The 17,137-nt window shown below is 63.1% G+C and carries 16 protein-coding genes and 1 tRNA gene; 8 read left to right on the forward strand and 9 right to left on the reverse strand.

The window, feature by feature from the left end; all coding sequences use genetic code 11:
- From ssb to FAX90_RS08245, 5 genes are all read right to left on the reverse strand, one after another.
- Positions 1-570, reverse strand: a complete 570-nt coding sequence (gene ssb, locus FAX90_RS08225) for a single-stranded DNA-binding protein (protein WP_144096932.1) — start codon at positions 568-570, stop codon at positions 1-3.
- Between the two features lie 147 nt (positions 571-717).
- A complete protein-coding gene (gene feoB, locus FAX90_RS08230; RefSeq protein WP_144096933.1) occupies positions 718-2,568 on the reverse strand; it encodes a ferrous iron transporter B in 1,851 nt (616 codons plus the stop codon).
- Complete coding sequence (locus FAX90_RS08235) at positions 2,565-2,873, reverse strand: FeoA family protein (RefSeq protein WP_338080269.1); 309 nt, start codon at positions 2,871-2,873, stop codon at positions 2,565-2,567. Before FAX90_RS08235 ends, feoB begins: the two co-directional genes overlap by 4 nt.
- Positions 2,874-2,947: 74 nt before the next feature.
- A complete protein-coding gene (locus tag FAX90_RS08240; protein WP_240704802.1) occupies positions 2,948-3,613 on the reverse strand; it encodes a COQ9 family protein in 666 nt (221 codons plus the stop codon).
- 6 nt (positions 3,614-3,619) lie between these two features.
- The gene (locus FAX90_RS08245) at positions 3,620-4,249 is read right to left on the reverse strand and encodes an ankyrin repeat domain-containing protein (RefSeq protein WP_240704803.1); all 630 of its coding nucleotides are present in this window, start codon (positions 4,247-4,249) and stop codon (positions 3,620-3,622) included.
- A gap of 98 nt (positions 4,250-4,347) precedes the next feature.
- Here FAX90_RS08245 and FAX90_RS08250 point away from each other — a divergent pair, with 98 nt between their 5' ends.
- From FAX90_RS08250 to FAX90_RS08275, 6 genes are read left to right on the forward strand one after another with little or no spacing between them, the layout of a single operon-like run.
- The gene (locus FAX90_RS08250) at positions 4,348-4,953 is read left to right on the forward strand and encodes an SCO family protein (protein ID WP_144096934.1); all 606 of its coding nucleotides are present in this window, start codon (positions 4,348-4,350) and stop codon (positions 4,951-4,953) included.
- Complete coding sequence (locus tag FAX90_RS08255; RefSeq protein ID WP_144096935.1) at positions 4,941-5,438, forward strand: YcgN family cysteine cluster protein; 498 nt, start codon at positions 4,941-4,943, stop codon at positions 5,436-5,438. Before FAX90_RS08250 ends, FAX90_RS08255 begins: the two co-directional genes overlap by 13 nt.
- Positions 5,435-6,199 (forward strand): M48 family metallopeptidase, encoded by a 765-nt coding sequence (locus tag FAX90_RS08260; protein ID WP_144096936.1) that lies wholly within the window; start codon positions 5,435-5,437, stop codon positions 6,197-6,199. Before FAX90_RS08255 ends, FAX90_RS08260 begins: the two co-directional genes overlap by 4 nt.
- A 40-nt stretch (positions 6,200-6,239) precedes the next feature.
- Positions 6,240-6,707, forward strand: coding sequence for a hypothetical protein (locus tag FAX90_RS08265; protein WP_144096937.1), 468 nt, complete (start codon positions 6,240-6,242; stop codon positions 6,705-6,707).
- On the forward strand, positions 6,704-7,687 hold the full coding sequence (gene ribD, locus FAX90_RS08270) for a bifunctional diaminohydroxyphosphoribosylaminopyrimidine deaminase/5-amino-6-(5-phosphoribosylamino)uracil reductase RibD (RefSeq protein ID WP_205700653.1): 984 nt from the start codon (positions 6,704-6,706) through the stop codon (positions 7,685-7,687). The genes FAX90_RS08265 and ribD overlap by 4 nt, the downstream gene beginning before the upstream one ends.
- A gap of 9 nt (positions 7,688-7,696) precedes the next feature.
- Positions 7,697-8,329: a riboflavin synthase gene (locus tag FAX90_RS08275; RefSeq protein ID WP_144096938.1), complete on the forward strand. Its 633-nt coding sequence runs from the start codon at positions 7,697-7,699 to the stop codon at positions 8,327-8,329.
- Positions 8,330-8,353: 24 nt separating this feature from the next.
- Here the strand turns inward: FAX90_RS08275 and FAX90_RS08280 are convergent, their stop codons facing one another.
- Both FAX90_RS08280 and FAX90_RS08285 read right to left on the reverse strand, forming a co-directional pair.
- Positions 8,354-9,523, reverse strand: coding sequence for an amino acid aminotransferase (locus tag FAX90_RS08280; protein ID WP_144096939.1), 1,170 nt, complete (start codon positions 9,521-9,523; stop codon positions 8,354-8,356).
- Positions 9,524-9,667: 144 nt separating this feature from the next.
- A complete protein-coding gene (locus FAX90_RS08285) occupies positions 9,668-10,507 on the reverse strand; it encodes a DUF1134 domain-containing protein (RefSeq protein WP_144096940.1) in 840 nt (279 codons plus the stop codon).
- A 273-nt stretch (positions 10,508-10,780) separates the two neighbouring features.
- Between FAX90_RS08285 and FAX90_RS08290 the strand changes: the two genes are divergently transcribed.
- Positions 10,781-10,872, forward strand: a tRNA-Ser gene (locus FAX90_RS08290).
- Positions 10,873-11,038: 166 nt separating this feature from the next.
- Positions 11,039-12,187 (forward strand): tyrosine-type recombinase/integrase, encoded by a 1,149-nt coding sequence (locus tag FAX90_RS08295; RefSeq protein WP_170234915.1) that lies wholly within the window; start codon positions 11,039-11,041, stop codon positions 12,185-12,187.
- A 174-nt stretch (positions 12,188-12,361) separates the two neighbouring features.
- On the opposite strand, the gene FAX90_RS08300 is transcribed toward FAX90_RS08295, so the two are convergent.
- Together FAX90_RS08300 and mobF are read right to left on the reverse strand one after the other, a co-directional pair.
- Positions 12,362-14,014, reverse strand: coding sequence for an AAA family ATPase (locus FAX90_RS08300; protein WP_144096941.1), 1,653 nt, complete (start codon positions 14,012-14,014; stop codon positions 12,362-12,364).
- A gap of 183 nt (positions 14,015-14,197) precedes the next feature.
- Positions 14,198-17,137, reverse strand: coding sequence for a MobF family relaxase (gene mobF, locus FAX90_RS08305; RefSeq protein WP_144096942.1), 2,940 nt, complete (start codon positions 17,135-17,137; stop codon positions 14,198-14,200).

The raw sequence follows: 17,137 nt of genomic DNA on the forward strand, positions 1-17,137 counted from the left end.
TCAGAACGGAATATCGTCGTCGAGATCGTCGTAGCCGCCGCCCGAGCCACCCGATGAACCCGAACTGCCCGACGATCCGCCGCCCTGATTCCAGCCGCCACCGGCTGCGCCCGCAGCACCGGCGCCCGCGCCCTGGTTCCAGCCGCCGCCGGACGAACCGCCCGAGCCGCCGCCCCAATCACCGCCGCCACCGCCGCGGTTGCCGCCACCGCCGCCCGACGCGCCGTCGAGCATGGTGAGCGTACCGTTCATGCCGCGCAGCACGACTTCGGTGCTGTACCGGTCATTGCCCTGCTGGTCCTGCCACTTGCGGGTCTGCAGCTGGCCTTCGATGTAGACCTTGCTGCCCTTGCGCAGGAAACGTTCGACCACGCCGACCAGACCCTCGGAGAAGATCGCGACGGTGTGCCACTCGGTCCTCTCCTGCCGCTCGCCGGTGTTGCGGTCCTTCCACGTCTCGCTCGTCGCGATGCGCAGGTTGGCCACTTTGCCGCCGTTCTGGAAGCTGCGGATTTCCGGGTCCGCGCCGAGGTTGCCGATCAGCATGACCTTGTTGAGTGAGCCCGCCATGTTCTCTCCGCCTTCGATGGGATGAAGGGCGCAACGCCGGATTGGCCGCGCCCGAAGTGATTCTGGGTGAAGGATATAGGACCGCCCCCGCGCCCGCGCCAATGGCAGCGGGGCGGATTGTGCGGGCTTATCGACAGGCCTCTGGCGTCAGAGCCCGGCGGCGGTCGCGATCCAGAACGTTGCACCTGCCGCGATATAGGCCAGCGCGAACAGGTAGAGCAGCATGACGATGGGCCATTTCCAGCCGTTCGTCTCACGCTTGGCCACGGCGATGGTCGACAGGCACTGCGGCGCGAAGACAAACCAAGCCAGGAACGACAGCGCCATCGGCAAGGTCCAGTCGGCGGCCAGCCGCGTGCCCAGCGCCTCTGCCGTTTCGTCCTCGTCGTCGCTCGCCACGGCATATGTGGTGGCCAGCGAGGACACGGCAACTTCGCGCGCGGCCATTGCCGGGATCAGCGACAGGGCCATGTCGCGGTTGAAGCCGATCGGTTCGACCACGACGGCAAGGCCATTGGCCAGTTTGCCCGCGATGGAGGCGTCGACCTGGTTCTCGCCCGGTTCTGCCTGGGGGAAGGACAACAGCAGCCACAGGACGATGGTAACGGTAAAGATGATCGTGCCCGCGCGGCGCAGGAAGATGTAGCCGCGCTGCCACAGGCCGATGGCGATGTCGCGTGCACGCGGCCACTGATAACGCGGCAGTTCCATGATGAAGCCCGACGCCGCCCCTTGCGTCACGCTGCGGCGCAGGACGAAGGCGACCAGCATGGCCCCGACTATCCCTGCGACGTAAAGCGCGAAAAGGACCAGCCCCTGAAGCCCGATGCCCGGCCCGACGGTCTGCGCGGGAATGAACGCGGCGATGATGACGGCATAGACCGGCAGGCGCGCCGAACATGTCATCAGCGGCGCGATCAGGATCGTGGTCAGCCGGTCCTTGGGATCGGTGATCGAACGCGTCGCCATGATGCCGGGAATGGCGCAGGCAAAGCTGGACAGCAGCGGGATGAAGCTGCGGCCCGACAGGCCCACGGACGCCATCATGCGGTCCATCAGGTATGCCGCGCGGGCCATGTATCCGGTCGCCTCCATCACCAGGATGAAGAAGAACAGGATGATGATCTGCGGCAGGAAGACGACTACCGAACCGACGCCTGCCAGAAGCCCCTCGGTCACGGCGTCGCGCAAGAGGCCCGCCGGGAAATTGGTGACGACCGCGTCGGACAGGGCGGCCACGACCCCTTCGAGCGCATCGGCAAAGGGCGCCGCCCAGGCGAAAACGGCCTGGAACACGATGAACAGCAGCGCGAAGAGCACGACCGGCCCGATCCACGGATGCAGCAGGACCTTGTCCAACCCGCGGTGCAGACGGCGCTGCTTCGTTTCCGAAATGATCGCACCCTTGGCCATGGCCCGCGCGCTGACGCGGCGTTCGACGATGTCGACATGGGTGGGCAGGGTCGGTTCGTGCGCGCCCTCTTCGGTGACTTTCGCGACTTCTGCGGTCAGTTCGGTCAAGCCCTTGCGCCGCACGGCGACGGTTTCGATCACCGGAACGCCCAGCGATTCTTCCAGGGCCTTGGGATCGAGCACGAGCCCGTCACGCGCGGCAAGGTCCAGCATGTTGAGCGCGAGGACCGTCGGCATGCCCAGCGCGATGACTTCCTGCGCGAAAACCAGATGCTGTTCGAGGTTGTTGGCATCGACCACGACGATCAGCGCGTCGGGACGGCGCTGACCTTCCTGGTGGCCCATGACGACATCGCGGGTCACGGCCTCGTCGGGGCTGGACGGTTCGAACGAATAGGAACCGGGCAGGTCGATCAGTTCGGCCGGCTCGCCGCTGGCAAATGTCATGCGCCCCGCCTTGCGCTCCACCGTCACGCCCGGATAGTTCGCAATCTTCTGGCGTGCGCCGGTCAGGGCGTTGAACAGCGCGCTCTTGCCCGCGTTGGGATTGCCGACCAGTGCGATCGTGCGCGGCGCGCGGCTCACTTCGCGTACTCCGAAGCGGTGTGTCCCGAGGGATGCACGCCTTCGTCGGGCGCATCGACGACCGTAATGGCCAGCGCATGGGCGCGGCGCAGGGCGACGGTCATGCGGCCGATTTCAATCGCGATCGGATCACGACCCGAAAAGATGCCGCGATGCGCGATCTTGAGGACCGCCCCGCTGTCGATGCCTAGCGCGCGCAATCGGCGGGCCTCGCCCTCGTCCAGAACGGCCCAATCGACCGCGACGACGCGGACGGCGTTTCCAAGCGGCCTGTCGGCCAGCGACATCTCGGCATGTGCAGTCATGAGAATCGGGCGGGTCGCACAAGTCAGACGACTTTGCAACTCATTCTCAATAATTGACCTGAATCAAATTCGCCTCAGCGCGCGGGGTAACGCAGGCGCCCCAACATGCGGGCAAGGCTGAAGTGTTCGCGGTCGCCCCCGGTGAAGCGGGCCTTGGCCTTGCCAAAGCGCGCCACGTCTTCCAGCCGCCGGTCGAGGAAGGAGTAAGTGTCGGCCTGGCCCGCGCTGTCGTCGTCGACCAGCACGGTCAGCGTCGCAGCATAGATAGAGGCCAGGATCGCGCGCTTGGAATAGTGGTTGAAGTCGGTCGCGGTATCGCCCGCCATGCGCCACATCAGGTCCGCGGTGCGCCAGCTCAGCTTTGCGGTGCGGACCGCGTTTTGCGGCATCGCCATGACAACGAGCGCGCGGCGCAGCGCCTCGCGCTTTTGCGCGGCCTGTTCGATGCGGAAAACGACGAGCGAGCGGATCCGCTGCGAAAAGCCCATCTGCGCGATCATGTCCGCCGGCAAAGCCTCGGCCATCGCGCGGTCGGTGGCGGAAATCCACGCCTCGATCATGTCCATCGGACCGCCCGGATAGGCGAGCCGCGCGACATCGGGGTCCAGCCCTTCGAACTCGGCAGCGGACGCCACCGCCTTGTCCGTCCAGCCGTCGAACACGGCGGCATCGGCCACGGCCGGAGCCAGGGCCTGCGCCATTTCGTCCAGCGTCATCGATGCGTAGTCGGGCTTTTCCATGTCGGTCTAACGCATGTCGGGGCCGTATGTGCCCCCGTCCCCGTTCTCGCCGTCGGCGGCCTCGATCGCGGCGAGGACCGGGCTGTTGCGCCCGTCGCGCACGGCATAGTCGCGCGCGCTGCGACCCGAATTGTCGGCCTTGTCCGGGTTCGCCCCGTTTTCCAGCAGGATCTTCGCCATGTCGGCATCGCGCAAGTGCGCGGCCAGCATCAGCGGGGTTTCGCCGGTCGAATTGGTTTCATCGACTTGCGCGCCCGCCTCGGCAAGGGCTTCCATCCCCTCGATAAAGCGCAGCGATGCGGCCAGTTCGAGCGGGGTTACACCGTTGTTGTCGCGAATGTTCGGGTTCGCGCCTTTTTGCAGGAGGAACTTCACCCACACCAGATCGCGGCGTTCGACCACGATGTGCAGCCCGGATTCGCCGGTGGAAATGTTGCGCGCGTTGACGAGGGTTGAGCCCGGTTCGGAAAGATATTCCGTCACCTTGTCGCCATCGCGCTTCTTCACCGCTTCCAGAAAGCGGTAACCGTCGGAAAACTGCGCGGAGGCAGGGGCAGCGACGGCAAGGCCGAGGCCCGCCATGGCCAATGCGCCCGTCCGCATTATCGTGCGAAACAATTGAAGACCCTCTTTCATCGTGTCAGCCCCTGGGTTCGACGTGTCCATCTATCCCATGGCTCTTGCGTCCAGCCTCTTAGCAGGACATGAACCGGCCCGCTATGCCCCGATACAACATGAACAAATCGCTCTTTCGCGTCCTCCCGCTCGCCGCCGCGGTGCTTCTGGCCGCATGCGGACCGCAAGGGGGCAGCAGCGCGCCCGAAATCGAACCGCCGCTGGAAGGCGCATCGATCGGCGGCGATTTCACGCTTGTCGGCAAGGACGGACAGCCGGTCAGCTGGTCCGATTTCGACGGGCAGTGGCGCATCGTCTATTTCGGCTACACCTTCTGCCCCGACGTCTGCCCGGTCGATGCCGCGGCCATCGGCCAGGGCCTGCGCCAGTTCGAAAAGGACAATCCCGAACTGGGCAAGAACGTCACGCCGATATTCGTGACGGTCGATCCCAAGCGCGACACGCCTGAAGTGGTCGGCGAATTCGCAGCAAACTTCCACCCGCGCATGGTCGGCCTTACCGGCACGCAGGAAGCCATCGACGCGGCGGCGAAAAAGTTCGTCGTCTATTACGAGATCGGCGAGCCTTCCGAAGGCGGCGGCTATCTTGTCAATCACACCAACCAGACCGTGCTGTTCGATCCCGATGGCGAGCCGGTGGCCCTGTTGCCGACCGACATGGGCGGGCCTGCCGTGGCCGAAGAACTGGCGAAATGGGTGAAGTGACACCCCCGTTCTGGGAACGTCCGCTAGGCACGCTGGACGAAGCGGAGTGGGAAGCCTTGTGCGACGGTTGCGGGCAGTGCTGCCTCGTCAAGCTTGAGGACGCGGACACCGGCGAAATCTACGACACCGACGTTTCCTGCACGCTTCTCGACACATGCACTGCGCGGTGCACCGACTATCCCAATCGCAAGGCGAAAGTACCCGACTGCCAGCAGATGACCCGCGAAAATGCGGGCCGTTTGCCTTGGCTGCCCCAAACCTGCGCCTATCGCCTGCGGGCAGAGGGCAAGCCGCTTTACGACTGGCACTACCTCGTCAGCGGCGACCGCGAGACGGTCGTGCAAGCCGGTATCTCGGTCGCGGGCCGCGTGATCAGCGAGGACGAGGTCGACGCGATCGAGAACCACGTCCAGATCGAGGGGTACGAGGCCGTACGCATCGACGACGCCGATATTGATGAAGACGGTGGGGCCGACCTGCCATGACGAGCAGGGCGCGGCGCGGGCTCGAAGCGTTCCTGAAGCGCAAGACCGCCGTGCCGAGCGAGGACCTGTCCACTCTCACCCTGCCCGATGGGCGCCAGCTTACATTGCGCATCCGCCGCCATCCCACGGCCCGCCGAATGACCTTGCGCCTTGCCCCTGATGGGAGCGAGGCGCGCGTGTCCATCCCGCGCTGGGCCCCCTTCGGCGAAGCGCGCCTGTTCGCCGCATCGCGCACCTCATGGATCGCGGCGCAGCTTGGCAATATGCCCGAGCGCGAGACGATCGGGAGTGGTTCGGCACTATCGTTCCGGGGGCGCGAACTCGTCATCACCTGGCGCGCCGACCTGCCGCGCCGACCGGCCATCGTGGGCGACATGCTGCAACTGGGCGGCCCGTTCGAAAACGTGGCAGGCCGGGTTCAACGCTGGCTGGAAGGCGAAGCCATCGCCCTGATGCGCGCCGACCTTGCCTTTTATTGCGAGGCTGCGGGCATCGCCGCGCCCGAAATCCGGTTAAGCCGGGCACAGCGGCGCTGGGGTTCGTGTTCGTCGCGCGGCACGATCCGGGTTAACTGGCGGCTGGTCATGGCCCCCGATCACGTGCGCCGTTCGGTCGTCGCGCACGAAGTCGCGCATCTTGTGCATTTCGACCACTCGCCCGCCTTCCATGCCTTTCTGGGTGAGATCTACGAACACGACATCGGCGTGGCCGACCGCTGGCTGAAACGGCACGGTCGTTCGCTTCACGCGCCGTTCGGGTAATTAGTGGAACATTCAGGCAGAAACCCTTATTGAGCCGCAAATGGCCCAGACATCCGCCTTTTCCCGTTTCTTCACGCTGTTCAACCCGCTGCGCGCGATCCGCGACTTCAAGCAGGTCTGGATGGAAGAGAACCCCTATCGTTGGCGCATCGCGCTCGTCGCGCTGGTCGCGACCGGTTCGATCTTTTCGATCATGTTCCAGGAAGAACACCGCATAGAGCCGCGCGCGCCCGAGATCACGTGGATCTCCACGCTCGATCCCAATCGTTCGGACGAGGAGATCATGGCCTCGAACGTCGCGAATCAGGAAGAGAAGGATCGCCGCAGGGCCGAACTCGAAGCGCGCGAGGCGAAGAAGCGCGAGATCTATGAAGCCATCGGACGGGCATCGGGCATCGACGTCGAAGCCGCCCGCGCGGAGGGCGAAGCTGAACGCGCCGCACAGGCCAAGGCCGAGGAAGAGGCGCGTCAGCGCGCTCTTGCCGAAATGGAAGCACGCCAGAATTGAAGGCGCTTGCGGCGAATGGCGCGGACTTGCGCTGGTTATCCGCCGCCGCCCGCCTGGCAGAGCGGGGGCGCCCGCTGTCCCGACCCAATCCCGCCGTCGGCTGTATCCTGGTGAAAGACGGCCGCGTAATCGCGCGCGGCTGGACCCAGCCGGGCGGCCGCCCTCATGCCGAGGCGATGGCCCTGGCCGCTGCGGGCCCCGACGCGGATGGCGCGACGGCCTATGTCACACTGGAACCATGCGCCCATGACAGTGCGCGCGGCCCCTGCTGTGCGGGCCTCTTGCGCGAAGCGGGCATCGCCCGCGTCGTCGTCGGCGCGCACGATCCCGATCCGCGCACGGCGGGCAGCGGCAATGCCATGCTGCGCGAGGCCGGCATCGCGGTGGTCGAGGCGGAGCACGAGGGTTGTGCCGCATCGCTGGCCGGATACCTCACGCGCGCAGCACACTCGCGCCCCTTCGTGACGTTGAAGCTCGCCCTCTCGCTCGACGGGTGCATCGCGCTGGCCAATGGCGAGAGCCAATGGATCACCGGCCCTGCCGCCCGCGCGCATACTCATCTGGAACGCGCACGGCATGACGCGATCCTTGTCGGCGGCGGCACGATGCGGGCCGACGATCCGCGCCTCGACGTGCGGCTGCCAGGTCTTGCGGCGCGCAGTCCGGAACGCTGGGTGCTGACACGCGGCGATGCGCCGACAGGGTGGAAGGCACTGCGCGATCCGGCGGACCTTTCGCCGCTGGCCCCTGCTCAATATCTCTTCGTCGAAGGCGGGGCGCAGACCGCAGCGGCCTTTCTTGCCGTAGATGCGGTCGATCGCCTTTTGATCTACCGTGCGCCGATCGTGATCGGGGGCGGTATGCAAGGCATCGCGGACATCGGTCTTGCCTCGCTGCCGCAGGCGCATGGACGCTGGCACCGGATCGATCGGCGCAGCTTCGGCACGGACACGCTGGAAGTCTTTGCCCGCACCCGCTAGCAGGGCGTCATGTTCACTGGAATCGTCACCGCCATCGGCACCGTTGCCGCCGTCGACCGCCCCGACAAGGGCAGTACCGACACCCGCCTCACCATCGCCTGCCCGTTCGATCCGGCAAAGATTGCCATCGGCGCGTCGATCGCCTGTTCGGGCGTGTGCCTGACGGTGGTGGAACGCGGCGGACAGGCCGGTGACGCGTGGTTCGCGGTCGACGTCAGCGACGAGACGATCAGCAAGACCGCACCGCAGCAGTGGGCTTCGAGTGCGAAAGTGAACCTGGAACCTGCGCTGAAACTGGGCGACGAACTGGGCGGACACATCGTGACCGGCCACGTCGATGCCGTGGGCCGCGTCGCTGTTCTGGAAGAACGCGGTGGATCGCTGCACGTCGAAATCGACGCACCGGCCGCCATCGCGCCCTATATCGCCACAAAAGGTTCTATCACTGTCGACGGCGTTTCGCTGACGGTGAACGCGGTGGAAGACCTTGCCGACGGATCGGCGCGGTTTTCGCTCAACATCATTCCCCACACCGCCGAAGTGACGACGCTGGGCACCTTGAAGAAAGGCGATGCCGTCAACCTGGAGATCGACGTGCTGGCCCGTTACCTGAAACGGATGAACGATCTGCGCGCCACCTGAGGGAGCGCGCAGACCCTTTTTGCGTCAGGCGCTGACCGCGGCGACCGCGTCGATGAACTTTTCGATATTGCCTGTCGTCAGGCCCGCCACGTTGATGCGGCCCGAACCCGCCATGTAGATCGCGTGATCGTCGCGAAGGGCCTGGATCTGCTCTTTCGACAGCGGCAGCATCGCGAACAACCCGTTCTGCGTGCCATAGGGCGTCATGTCGACGCTGCCCGCGGTGCCGGCGGCGGCCAGCCTGTCGCGGACCTGGCGCATGCGGGTGCGCATCTGGTCAAGCTCGTCCAGCCACTGCGCGGTCAGGGCTTCGTCTTCCAGGATGACGCGAACCGCAGCCGCGCCGTGATCGGGCGGCATCGACCAGTTGGCGCGAGCCAGCGAAGCACCGTTCGACATGATCGCGGGCAGCGCGTCCTTGTCCGCCATGACGTAAACCGCGCCGACGCGGTCACGATAGAGGCCGAAGTTCTTGTCGCACGAATAGGCCAGCAGCGCCTCGGGGACCGCGTCCATCACGATGCGCACGCCCTGCGCATCCTCTTCCATCCCGTCGCCAAGACCCTGGTAGGCAAGGTCGAGGATCGGCAGCAGGCCCTTTTCCTTCAGCGCGGATGCGATCTCGTCCCACTGTTCGACCGAATAGTCGATGCCGGTGGGGTTGTGGCAGCATCCGTGCAGCAGGATCGCGTCGTTGGGACCGGCCCCCGCGATCGCCGCCTTCAGCGCGTCCATGTCGACGACGCCGTTTGCCGCGTGATTAAAGGCCTGCGTATCGAGTTCCAGATCCTTCATGATCTGCGCGTGGTTGGGCCAGCTGGGCGTGCCCATGATGACGCGCTGGATGCCTGCCTTCTTGGCAAGGCCCACGGCAAGGCGAACGCCGCCGGTGCCGCCCGGCGTCTGCATCCCGTCGATCTGGTCCATCTTGGCAAAGCCCTTGCCGAAGATGAAAGGCTTGAGCGCGTCGACAAAACCCATATCGCCTTCAGGGCCGAGGTAGGCCTTGGAATCCTGCGTATCGAGCAGTTTCTTTTCCGCACCCTTGATCGCGCCGAAAACCGGGGTCCCGCCATCGCCGGTGCGGTAGACGCCGACGCCGAGGTCGATCTTGTCCGCACGTTCGTCGGCGGCATAAAGCTTGATCAGCGCGAGCAGCGCATCGGCGGGCTGGGCGGGAAGGTTAGCGAGCATCTTGTGTCGTCCTGCTGTGATCGCGCCGCGCCTTACCTCCACCAATGGAGTCGCGGCGCGCGCTCCATGCCCACGCAGGCGCGCGGGGGCAAGCCCCACGCGGGTCAAACTCGCCCTATTGGCAGGAATCGCCAGTTTTCGCGGTCAGAACGGCAGCCAGCGCTGCTTTTCCGAAAACTTCATGTAGCCCGCGTTGATGCCCAGCCTGAGACCCGCACCCACGCGGATCGGGATCAGCACGACATCGCCCTTGCGCATGTAGCTGGCGTTGAAACCGCCCACCAGATAGGCCTGACCTTCACCGGCGGGATAGCGCTCGTACAGCTCCTGCGAATCCCACAGGTTGTAGACCAGCACGAAAGTCGAACCCGCGTTCGCGCCCGCATCGAAACCGATCGACGGACCCGTCCAGTAAACCTTGCGCTCGCCCTCCACCTTGTGGTGCAGCGTGCCCGAACCGTACCGCACGCCGATGCCGATCGCGCCGCCCGCCTCGCGCCCGACGATATAGGCGTTGGGCTGGCCCTGTTTCTTCAGGATGTCGCGGATCAGGCCGGCAAGACCTTCCGCACCCTTGCCGAACACGCCTTCGGCCGCGCCGATCAGGTCGTCTTCCTGGTAGGTCTGGCTATCCTGTGCCGTCTGCACAGGAGCAACTGGCTGTGCGGGCGCGGCTGGGCTTGCCGGCACCGGACCGGGGGCCACGGGTTCTTCATAGGGATCGCTCGGATCGACCGGATAGCTGCCTGTCGCAGGGGGAACTTCGCTGCCATAGGCGGCGGCATAGGGATCGCCGCTGACCGGCGGCAATTCCGCGCTTTCGGCCGAACCGGGCACCGGCTCCTGCGCCAGGTCGCCGTCGATGGCGGTATCGGGGTCGATGGTCTGCATCTGCGCATTTGCCGGACTGGCCGCAAGGCCCGCCATGGCAGCAAGCGCGACGGCCCAGCCGAAGCCGCGAGTGGTTCTGGTGATGCGCGTCATGGTCTTTCCCTGTCCGATTCTCGTGCCGCCCGGCAAGACGCCCCCGGCCCGGGCGCAAGACAAGCGATGCCCCTGCGGGCCTTGGCTTGAATCGACAGAGAGCGTTCCGGCAATGAATGGGCGGTGAATCGAATCGAATGTGCGGTGAAACGAGTCCGGACACAGCCAAATCGCCACGATTTTCATCAAATGCGACAGGCCCCTTGATGGCCCGGATCGCCGCCGCTATAGGCCGCGCTTCAGCGCCGGGGCACAAACCCCATCAGCGCATGCGGAGACGTGGGTGAGTGGCTGAAACCAGCTCCCTGCTAAGGAGCCATACCTCTATCGGGGTATCGAGGGTTCGAATCCCTCCGTCTCCGCCACCTATACCATCCCAAGAGATCCCAGAAAGTCCCTGAAAGCCGCAGAATTCTGCGGTTTTTCGGACTTGCATCGGAATCTCTAGTTCTTATTTTGTTCTAACCGTTCCCACACTTTCTACCCACCATTGTGGGAGCAGATGTGGGAAGAGAACCAGGATGGATGGCTATGGGAAAACTTTCCGCTGCTCAGATTCGAGCTCTCACTAAACCGGGCCGCTACATGGATGGCGATGGCCTATCGCTGCTGCTCACCGCCCCAAAAAAGGGGTATTGGGTGCTGCGGGCGACCATAAACGGGCGCCGAAGGGACATCGGCCTAGGGCCACTAGACTTAGTTACATTGGCTGAAGCCCGCGAACTCGCGATCGACATGCGCCGCGATATTCAGCGAGGCATTGATCCGATTGAAGAGCGCAAGCGCCAGAAAATCGAAATCCTCACGTTCAAAGCCGCTGCAGAGAAGGTCCACACCGAGCAGAAAGCAACCTGGAAAAACGGCAAACATCAGGATCAGTGGATCAATACACTCGAAACCTATGCTTTTCCCAAGCTCGGCGACCGGCTCGTAAATGACATCGAGGGACCGCTCATCCGTGAAGTGCTTCTCGATTTCTGGCTGGAAAAGCCAGAGACGGCTCGCAGGGTAAAGCAGCGGATAGGCGTTGTGCTGGATTGGGCATACGCAAACGGAATGCGCGCGACCGAAGCGCCAATGCGCTCGCTGAGCCGCGCACTGCCACGACAGCCGAAGCAGGACGGCCATTTCGCTGCGATGCCCTATCAGGATGTCCCAACTTTCTTGAAGCATCTGCACAAGCGAACGAGTGTCGCACGGCTCGCGCTTGAGTTCCTGATCCTGACTGCCTCTCGATCAGGCGAAGTGCGGGGTGCTAAATGGGCGGAGATCAATCTGGACGCAAAACTCTGGACTGTCCCTGCGGAGCGGATGAAGGTCGGCAAGGAACATGTGGTCCCGCTGACCGATTCGGCAATCGACGTGCTCGAACGTGCCAGACCTTACTACGCAGAATGCAGCGATCTGGTCTTCCCCGGTCGCAACGTCTTGCGCCAGATGTCCGACATGACGCTGCTCAAGATCCTGCGTTACGCGAAGCTACCCTTCACGGTGCATGGCTTTCGATCTGCGTTCCGAGATTGGGCAGCAGAGAAGACTAGCTATCCCGGCGAGGTGGCGGAAGCGGCACTAGCCCATACGGTCAGCAACAAAGTGGAGGCCGCCTATCGGCGTACCAACTATCTGGACAAGCGGCGAGAGCTGATGCGCGAGTGGTCAGATTTCTGCCTTGGAAGATAAAGAAGCGCTCTGGTGGGCACGACGGCTTTGCGCCCAGTATCCGCCATCAGAGGGCTTCCTTCCGTCTCCCGAAAGCGGTCAGCTGTGGTCGGCGAGACGATCGAACATGCTCGCAGTCTCGCCGCGAAATTCCAACACGGCACAGCGGCATGAAGTCGCTGACTGCACTGTGGTTCAGCGGGCCGATTGATCGCTGGGCTGCCACGTTCCCAACCCATCCCCGTCTTCCCACTCGCCGGCATACCTGCGTTTTGCCGCTCTCCACGCGCTACCTAGTTTCCCCCCCAGATAGCGCGCGGGCTTTGATGTCCCGACGGCCAGCGCGCCGCGGGTAACAAGCTCGACAGAGTTGATGACGGCCCAGACCGATTCCTCGAACGTAACGCCCACGCCGCTTGCCAGTCCCTCAACCGCATCGCCCGTTTCCCGATAGATTCTTGAACCGCGCGCAATGCCTTTGACCAGCCCGACGATGCTGATGAATCCGAGGCCTGCAAACACCGCATCCAGTGCGGTATCGCTGAAATCGATGATCGGTCCGCCGAGGGCCAGCTCGACGCCATCGGTTAGAGCTTCGTTGGTGTAGCCCCCGTCGATCGAGCCCGTAATTTCCGCTTTTTCCGAGGTAACAATGGTCGGGATATGGTCCGCCACGCTGTCGATATAGCTGGCGCTGTCGGTCGCCTTAATCTGGTATTCGATCCCGTCGATCACGATGTCCGTGTCCGGGTGGTTGAAATGCTCGAAGCGCACCCCGCCGAAGTCTGCTTGGACAAGCTCTTCAAAATAGGCGCCCTTCGTTAAGGCAACCAATCCAGCCAATTGCTCGCCAGGCATCATCAGCGTGTCGAGCCAGATGTCCGCATCGCTGATGCCTTCGTAATTGCCATTCACATCGCGCAGGGTCGCGAAGATGTCGGACGTTTGCGACAAATCACCCCAAGCCGACACCGGCACGGACAGCGCCGAAACATAGAGGGCGTTCCTGACTACCCAGTCGCTATCGAAAGCTTCTTCGCGCGACTGCGGGATGGCGGTCAGCGCAATGGTTTCGACGTCTCGCGCCCGCCTCTCGACCAGAACGGCAAGCTCTGCGAAACGTTGATCGGCCTGCCGGAATTGCGGTGACTGTTCAAGCGTACGCAAGGCGTCTTCGAGCTCTGCGATCTTCACATCGACTTCGGCAAAGTCCGGGCGCGACCACTGCTTGCGCCATTTAAGGAAGCTCTTCTCTATGGCCTCGTCTATCTGCCTTTGCGCTGCCGTTTTCTGTTCGCCGATGGATCGGATCGCATTGCGCAAGGTCCGTTTCGCACGCAGGAAGGGATCGTCCTCGCGCAGCGCCTCGATCTGCTTGTTCAGTCTGCCTCCCGCCTGTGCGCAAAGATGCCTGACCGCAGCCTCGCGTTCGAGCCGCACTTCGCGGTCCTTGACGCTAGAGAGGTGTTTCGAAATTTCGCGATCGCGCAGGCTCAGCAAATAGACCACGGCGGGTTCGTCTATCGCCTGCGCATCGAGATCGGCACGCAGATCCAGTATCTCTGCCGAGGAGCTGGCATGGAGCAACTTTTGCACGACAAGCTCGGCTACCCCAAATCGCTCCATGCGACTTTCAGCTTTGCGCCGGACGAGTGAGGCGGCTCCGCCCGCCGAACCTAGCGCAAGCGCAGCGCCACCCATGCTGAGAGTGAACGTATCCGTAATGAAAAACGACAGCGAACCCGCAAGAGCGCCTGCCCCGGTGACAAGCGCTCCCGTTGTCAGGAAGGCACATGCTCTCCCCGCCAAGGCATGACGCCTACGCACTGCTTCGATCGGATTTTTCATTACCCCCCGCTTCACATGATTTTTCCGCTGTTTAGCGGATGCTGGCTTATGTAGTAATAAGAAATTCTGGAGACATAAGGTGAAACGCTGGTGCGGTGTCAGACCGATGGCCAAATGACCACTTTCAACTACCCGACCACCGGAACCAGACAGTCTCCTGTCGGCCCATTTCATGCCCTTTCGCTACAAGCCAATCTCGAACGGCTTGATCCGCTCCTTGGTCAGCTCAGGTGCCTTTTTTCGTTCAACCTGCGGTTCCTGGTTGGCCGCTTGGATCTGACCCGCGCGCTGTCCCTTGGCTCCCGCTAGGCCAAGTCTCTCAGTAATTTCAGCGGCTGATGTCTTGTCGCCCAGATTGGTCGAAATACCACGACCAACTTTGTCCCGGTTGTCGACAATCAGCGTGAGTTCGTCCCGCAATCGCGTGATCGTGACGAGGAAATTGCGCTGAGAGAGCAGGCGCCTCTCGCGGCTGTCGAGCACGGCAATGCCTTTATCTGCTGTGAGACCCTGCGCCATATGGGCGTTGAGCGCGTAGGCGAGGTCGATCCGCTTCAGCATCGGATCGTTCGGCTTCAGTCTATGCTCCATGCCGCTGGAACTCGTGACCGTCACCCCGCCCTGATCGATCGCGGCGACGGTAGCCCTGTCGGCATTTATCATTCCGCGCTTGTGGTCGCTCGCCGTCCAACGGATGGCATCCCCGGTATAGAAATCGAGATCCTTCTTCTCGAACAGCTGCAATGCTTGGTCGCTGCCCTTCGCCGACAACCTTGCTGGCACGAAGCGGCGCAAATGCCCTCGCTCATCGCGAAGCGTAACAACACCCTTCTCGGTATCAACAGCGGCGACCTCATGGCTTCCGCGTCCGAGCCCATGGCGCGATTGGCGGCTTGCCACTTCAAGCACCATGCCCGGCGCGTAATTGCGCGCGTAGCGCAATTCCTCGCGTGTCGCGTTTACACGGGATAGAACTGTAAGCTGTGCGCTTGCTGGTCCGATTTCGCCATTGGCGGCGAGCCCGGTTTGAACCGCGGCATTTATCTCGGAGCGCAAACGACGACCTGCCGCAAAGATCGATGTGCGTTCGCGCTCTGCTGGCGGAAGGGACAGCCAGCGTTCCGCTGCAACGATTGCGCTGTTCTCCTGGACCTCGACGATATGATCCTTGAGATGTTCGAGGGCATCGCTGGTCTTGCCTGACTGGGCCGCCTGCTGCGCCATCTTGAGGGTATCGGAGCGCGCACGAAGATTGTGGTCCATGCGCGCCGTTGCGGTCCCTGCGCGCTGCGCCAGAGCAAAGGGCTTGCCCGCTTCGACAGCTCCCAGTTGCTTTTCGTCGCCCATGAGCACGAGGCGATCGACCTTCAGTAGATTGGCAAACCGGATCAGGCGGTCCTGGTCTCGGGTAGAAACCATTGAGGCTTCATCAAGAACAACAACAGTGTCGCGAAATTCCTCGCGCGCGGTGGCCATCTCCGCTTTGCCCGCCGAGCCATCAAGGAGCTTACGATTTTGCCCGAGAAAGCGATGCAGGGTCATCGACGGGATGCCGGTATCCTTCTCCAGCATGCGCACCAGTGTGTTCTGAACACCCAAGCCGATGACTCTCTTGCCATGCTCTTCCAGTAGCTGATTGAGTGGCCGAAGCACGCTTGATTTACCTGCCCCTGCCACACCCTGGATGGCTACAACGCGATTGGTTGACGAGAGGATCAACCGGCCCGCCGCTTCCTGACCGGCGTTGAGTTTCATACCATAGTTGATAGCTGCCGACGCTTGCAGATACGGTCCTGCGGTCTGCGCGTCGAGGATAGGATGAGCTGCGCCGTTCCCCTTATCGATCTCGGCCAGCATGCGGGTCTCAAGCGCCAAGGCATTGGATGTAGTCAGCCACCCTTTCTGCGCGCCACTCCCGCGCAACAGCGCGCCCTGCTGCGCAAGTTGAGCGATCCGTCTTTCGACCAACTTCATCGTTGTCGGCAGGCCGAAATCAAGCGATGCCTTGGCAAGATCGTTTGCCGTGAACGCCGCCTCTCGTTCGGACAAATGCCGTACCGCCGATGCAACTGCGTGAGCCGTCGCAATTTCTTCGCGGCCTTTCATATGAAGCCGCTTGGGAATCAGCGGATCGCCCTCCTTGATGCCCATTCGCTCGGCGACGCTGGCGATCATTGCCTTGCCCCGTTCAAGTAAAGTGGGGCGATCATTTGCCCGCTTGGCAGCCGCAACAGCCAGCTCTTGCGAACGCAGCTTGGCGTCGCGCACCATGCCTTCAAGGTCGAGCCTCTGATCCCAAGCCTGCCCCTCCCATTGGCTCATCAAGGCACCGCGATCGACATCGCTTTGCTTGGCCTGCCGGGTCGCCAGCGTCGCCACCAGACCCGCCTCGAGCCCGCCGCCGCGTCGGGCTTCGAGGACCTCCTGACGCCGCGTCGAGAAGGCCATCACCGCGTCACGGTCTACACCCTTGGCTTCGAAGTTTCCGTGCTTTCCGAATGTGCCGATCCGGTAGCCAAGCTTCTCTACCTCGATCCGGAACCGTGCCATTGCCATGGCATTGAGCAGCGTATTGTGCTGCCACAGCTTGTCGTTGCGCAGCGCCCTCCACTTGCCATTCTTGTCCTGCGTCATATTGGCGACGACGGCGTGGAAGTGCAGGTTCGGTTCCTGGTTGCGGTTGGTGTCGTGCTGGAACAGGGCAACGGTCAGGTTATCGCTGGCATGCAGCCGTTCTTTGCCGCTCTTCTCGATGCGAAATTGCGCGGCGTTCTTCTCTGCCCATTGGAGCGTTTCGACGACCGCCGAACGGTACGCGTCAATGATCCGCTGATCCTTGCCGATCAGCGCCAACAGTGACCAGCTTTTGGGCAGCGAAAAGGTCAGATCTGTCCCGGCGCGGTGATACTGACCCTGGTGACCGATACGTTCGCCATTGGGAAGTTCGCCGCGCAAGATTGCCTCAAACGCTTTGTCATCGACCGTGCCTGAAAGACCCAACCTTTCGGCACCCTTACCGACCCAGATGCCGGACCGATCAGCGTCCGCCTTGGTGTAATAATTGTCGTTGGCGAAGTAGTTGGCGGCACCGCCTGCAGAGCGCACATTGGCAACCGAAAGCAT

Origin of the sequence: Croceicoccus sediminis (assembly GCF_007570835.1) — a bacterium.
GTDB classification, from domain to species: domain Bacteria; phylum Pseudomonadota; class Alphaproteobacteria; order Sphingomonadales; family Sphingomonadaceae; genus Croceicoccus; species Croceicoccus sediminis.

Coding starts and splice junctions, on each gene's coding strand:
- ssb (WP_144096932.1), bottom strand. CDS start 570: ATGGCGGGCTCACTCAACAAGGTCATGCTGATCGGCAACCTCGGCGCG.
- FAX90_RS08235 (WP_338080269.1), bottom strand. CDS start 2,873: ATGACTGCACATGCCGAGATGTCGCTGGCCGACAGGCCGCTTGGAAAC.
- FAX90_RS08240 (WP_240704802.1), bottom strand. CDS start 3,613: ATGGAAAAGCCCGACTACGCATCGATGACGCTGGACGAAATGGCGCAG.
- FAX90_RS08245 (WP_240704803.1), bottom strand. CDS start 4,249: ATGAAAGAGGGTCTTCAATTGTTTCGCACGATAATGCGGACGGGCGCA.
- FAX90_RS08250 (WP_144096934.1), top strand. CDS start 4,348: ATGAACAAATCGCTCTTTCGCGTCCTCCCGCTCGCCGCCGCGGTGCTT.
- FAX90_RS08255 (WP_144096935.1), top strand. CDS start 4,941: ATGGGTGAAGTGACACCCCCGTTCTGGGAACGTCCGCTAGGCACGCTG.
- FAX90_RS08260 (WP_144096936.1), top strand. CDS start 5,435: ATGACGAGCAGGGCGCGGCGCGGGCTCGAAGCGTTCCTGAAGCGCAAG.
- FAX90_RS08265 (WP_144096937.1), top strand. CDS start 6,240: ATGGCCCAGACATCCGCCTTTTCCCGTTTCTTCACGCTGTTCAACCCG.
- FAX90_RS08275 (WP_144096938.1), top strand. CDS start 7,697: ATGTTCACTGGAATCGTCACCGCCATCGGCACCGTTGCCGCCGTCGAC.
- FAX90_RS08280 (WP_144096939.1), bottom strand. CDS start 9,523: ATGCTCGCTAACCTTCCCGCCCAGCCCGCCGATGCGCTGCTCGCGCTG.
- FAX90_RS08285 (WP_144096940.1), bottom strand. CDS start 10,507: ATGACGCGCATCACCAGAACCACTCGCGGCTTCGGCTGGGCCGTCGCG.
- FAX90_RS08295 (WP_170234915.1), top strand. CDS start 11,039: ATGGGAAAACTTTCCGCTGCTCAGATTCGAGCTCTCACTAAACCGGGC.
- FAX90_RS08300 (WP_144096941.1), bottom strand. CDS start 14,014: ATGAAAAATCCGATCGAAGCAGTGCGTAGGCGTCATGCCTTGGCGGGG.
- mobF (WP_144096942.1), bottom strand. CDS start 17,137: ATGCTTTCGGTTGCCAATGTGCGCTCTGCAGGCGGTGCCGCCAACTAC.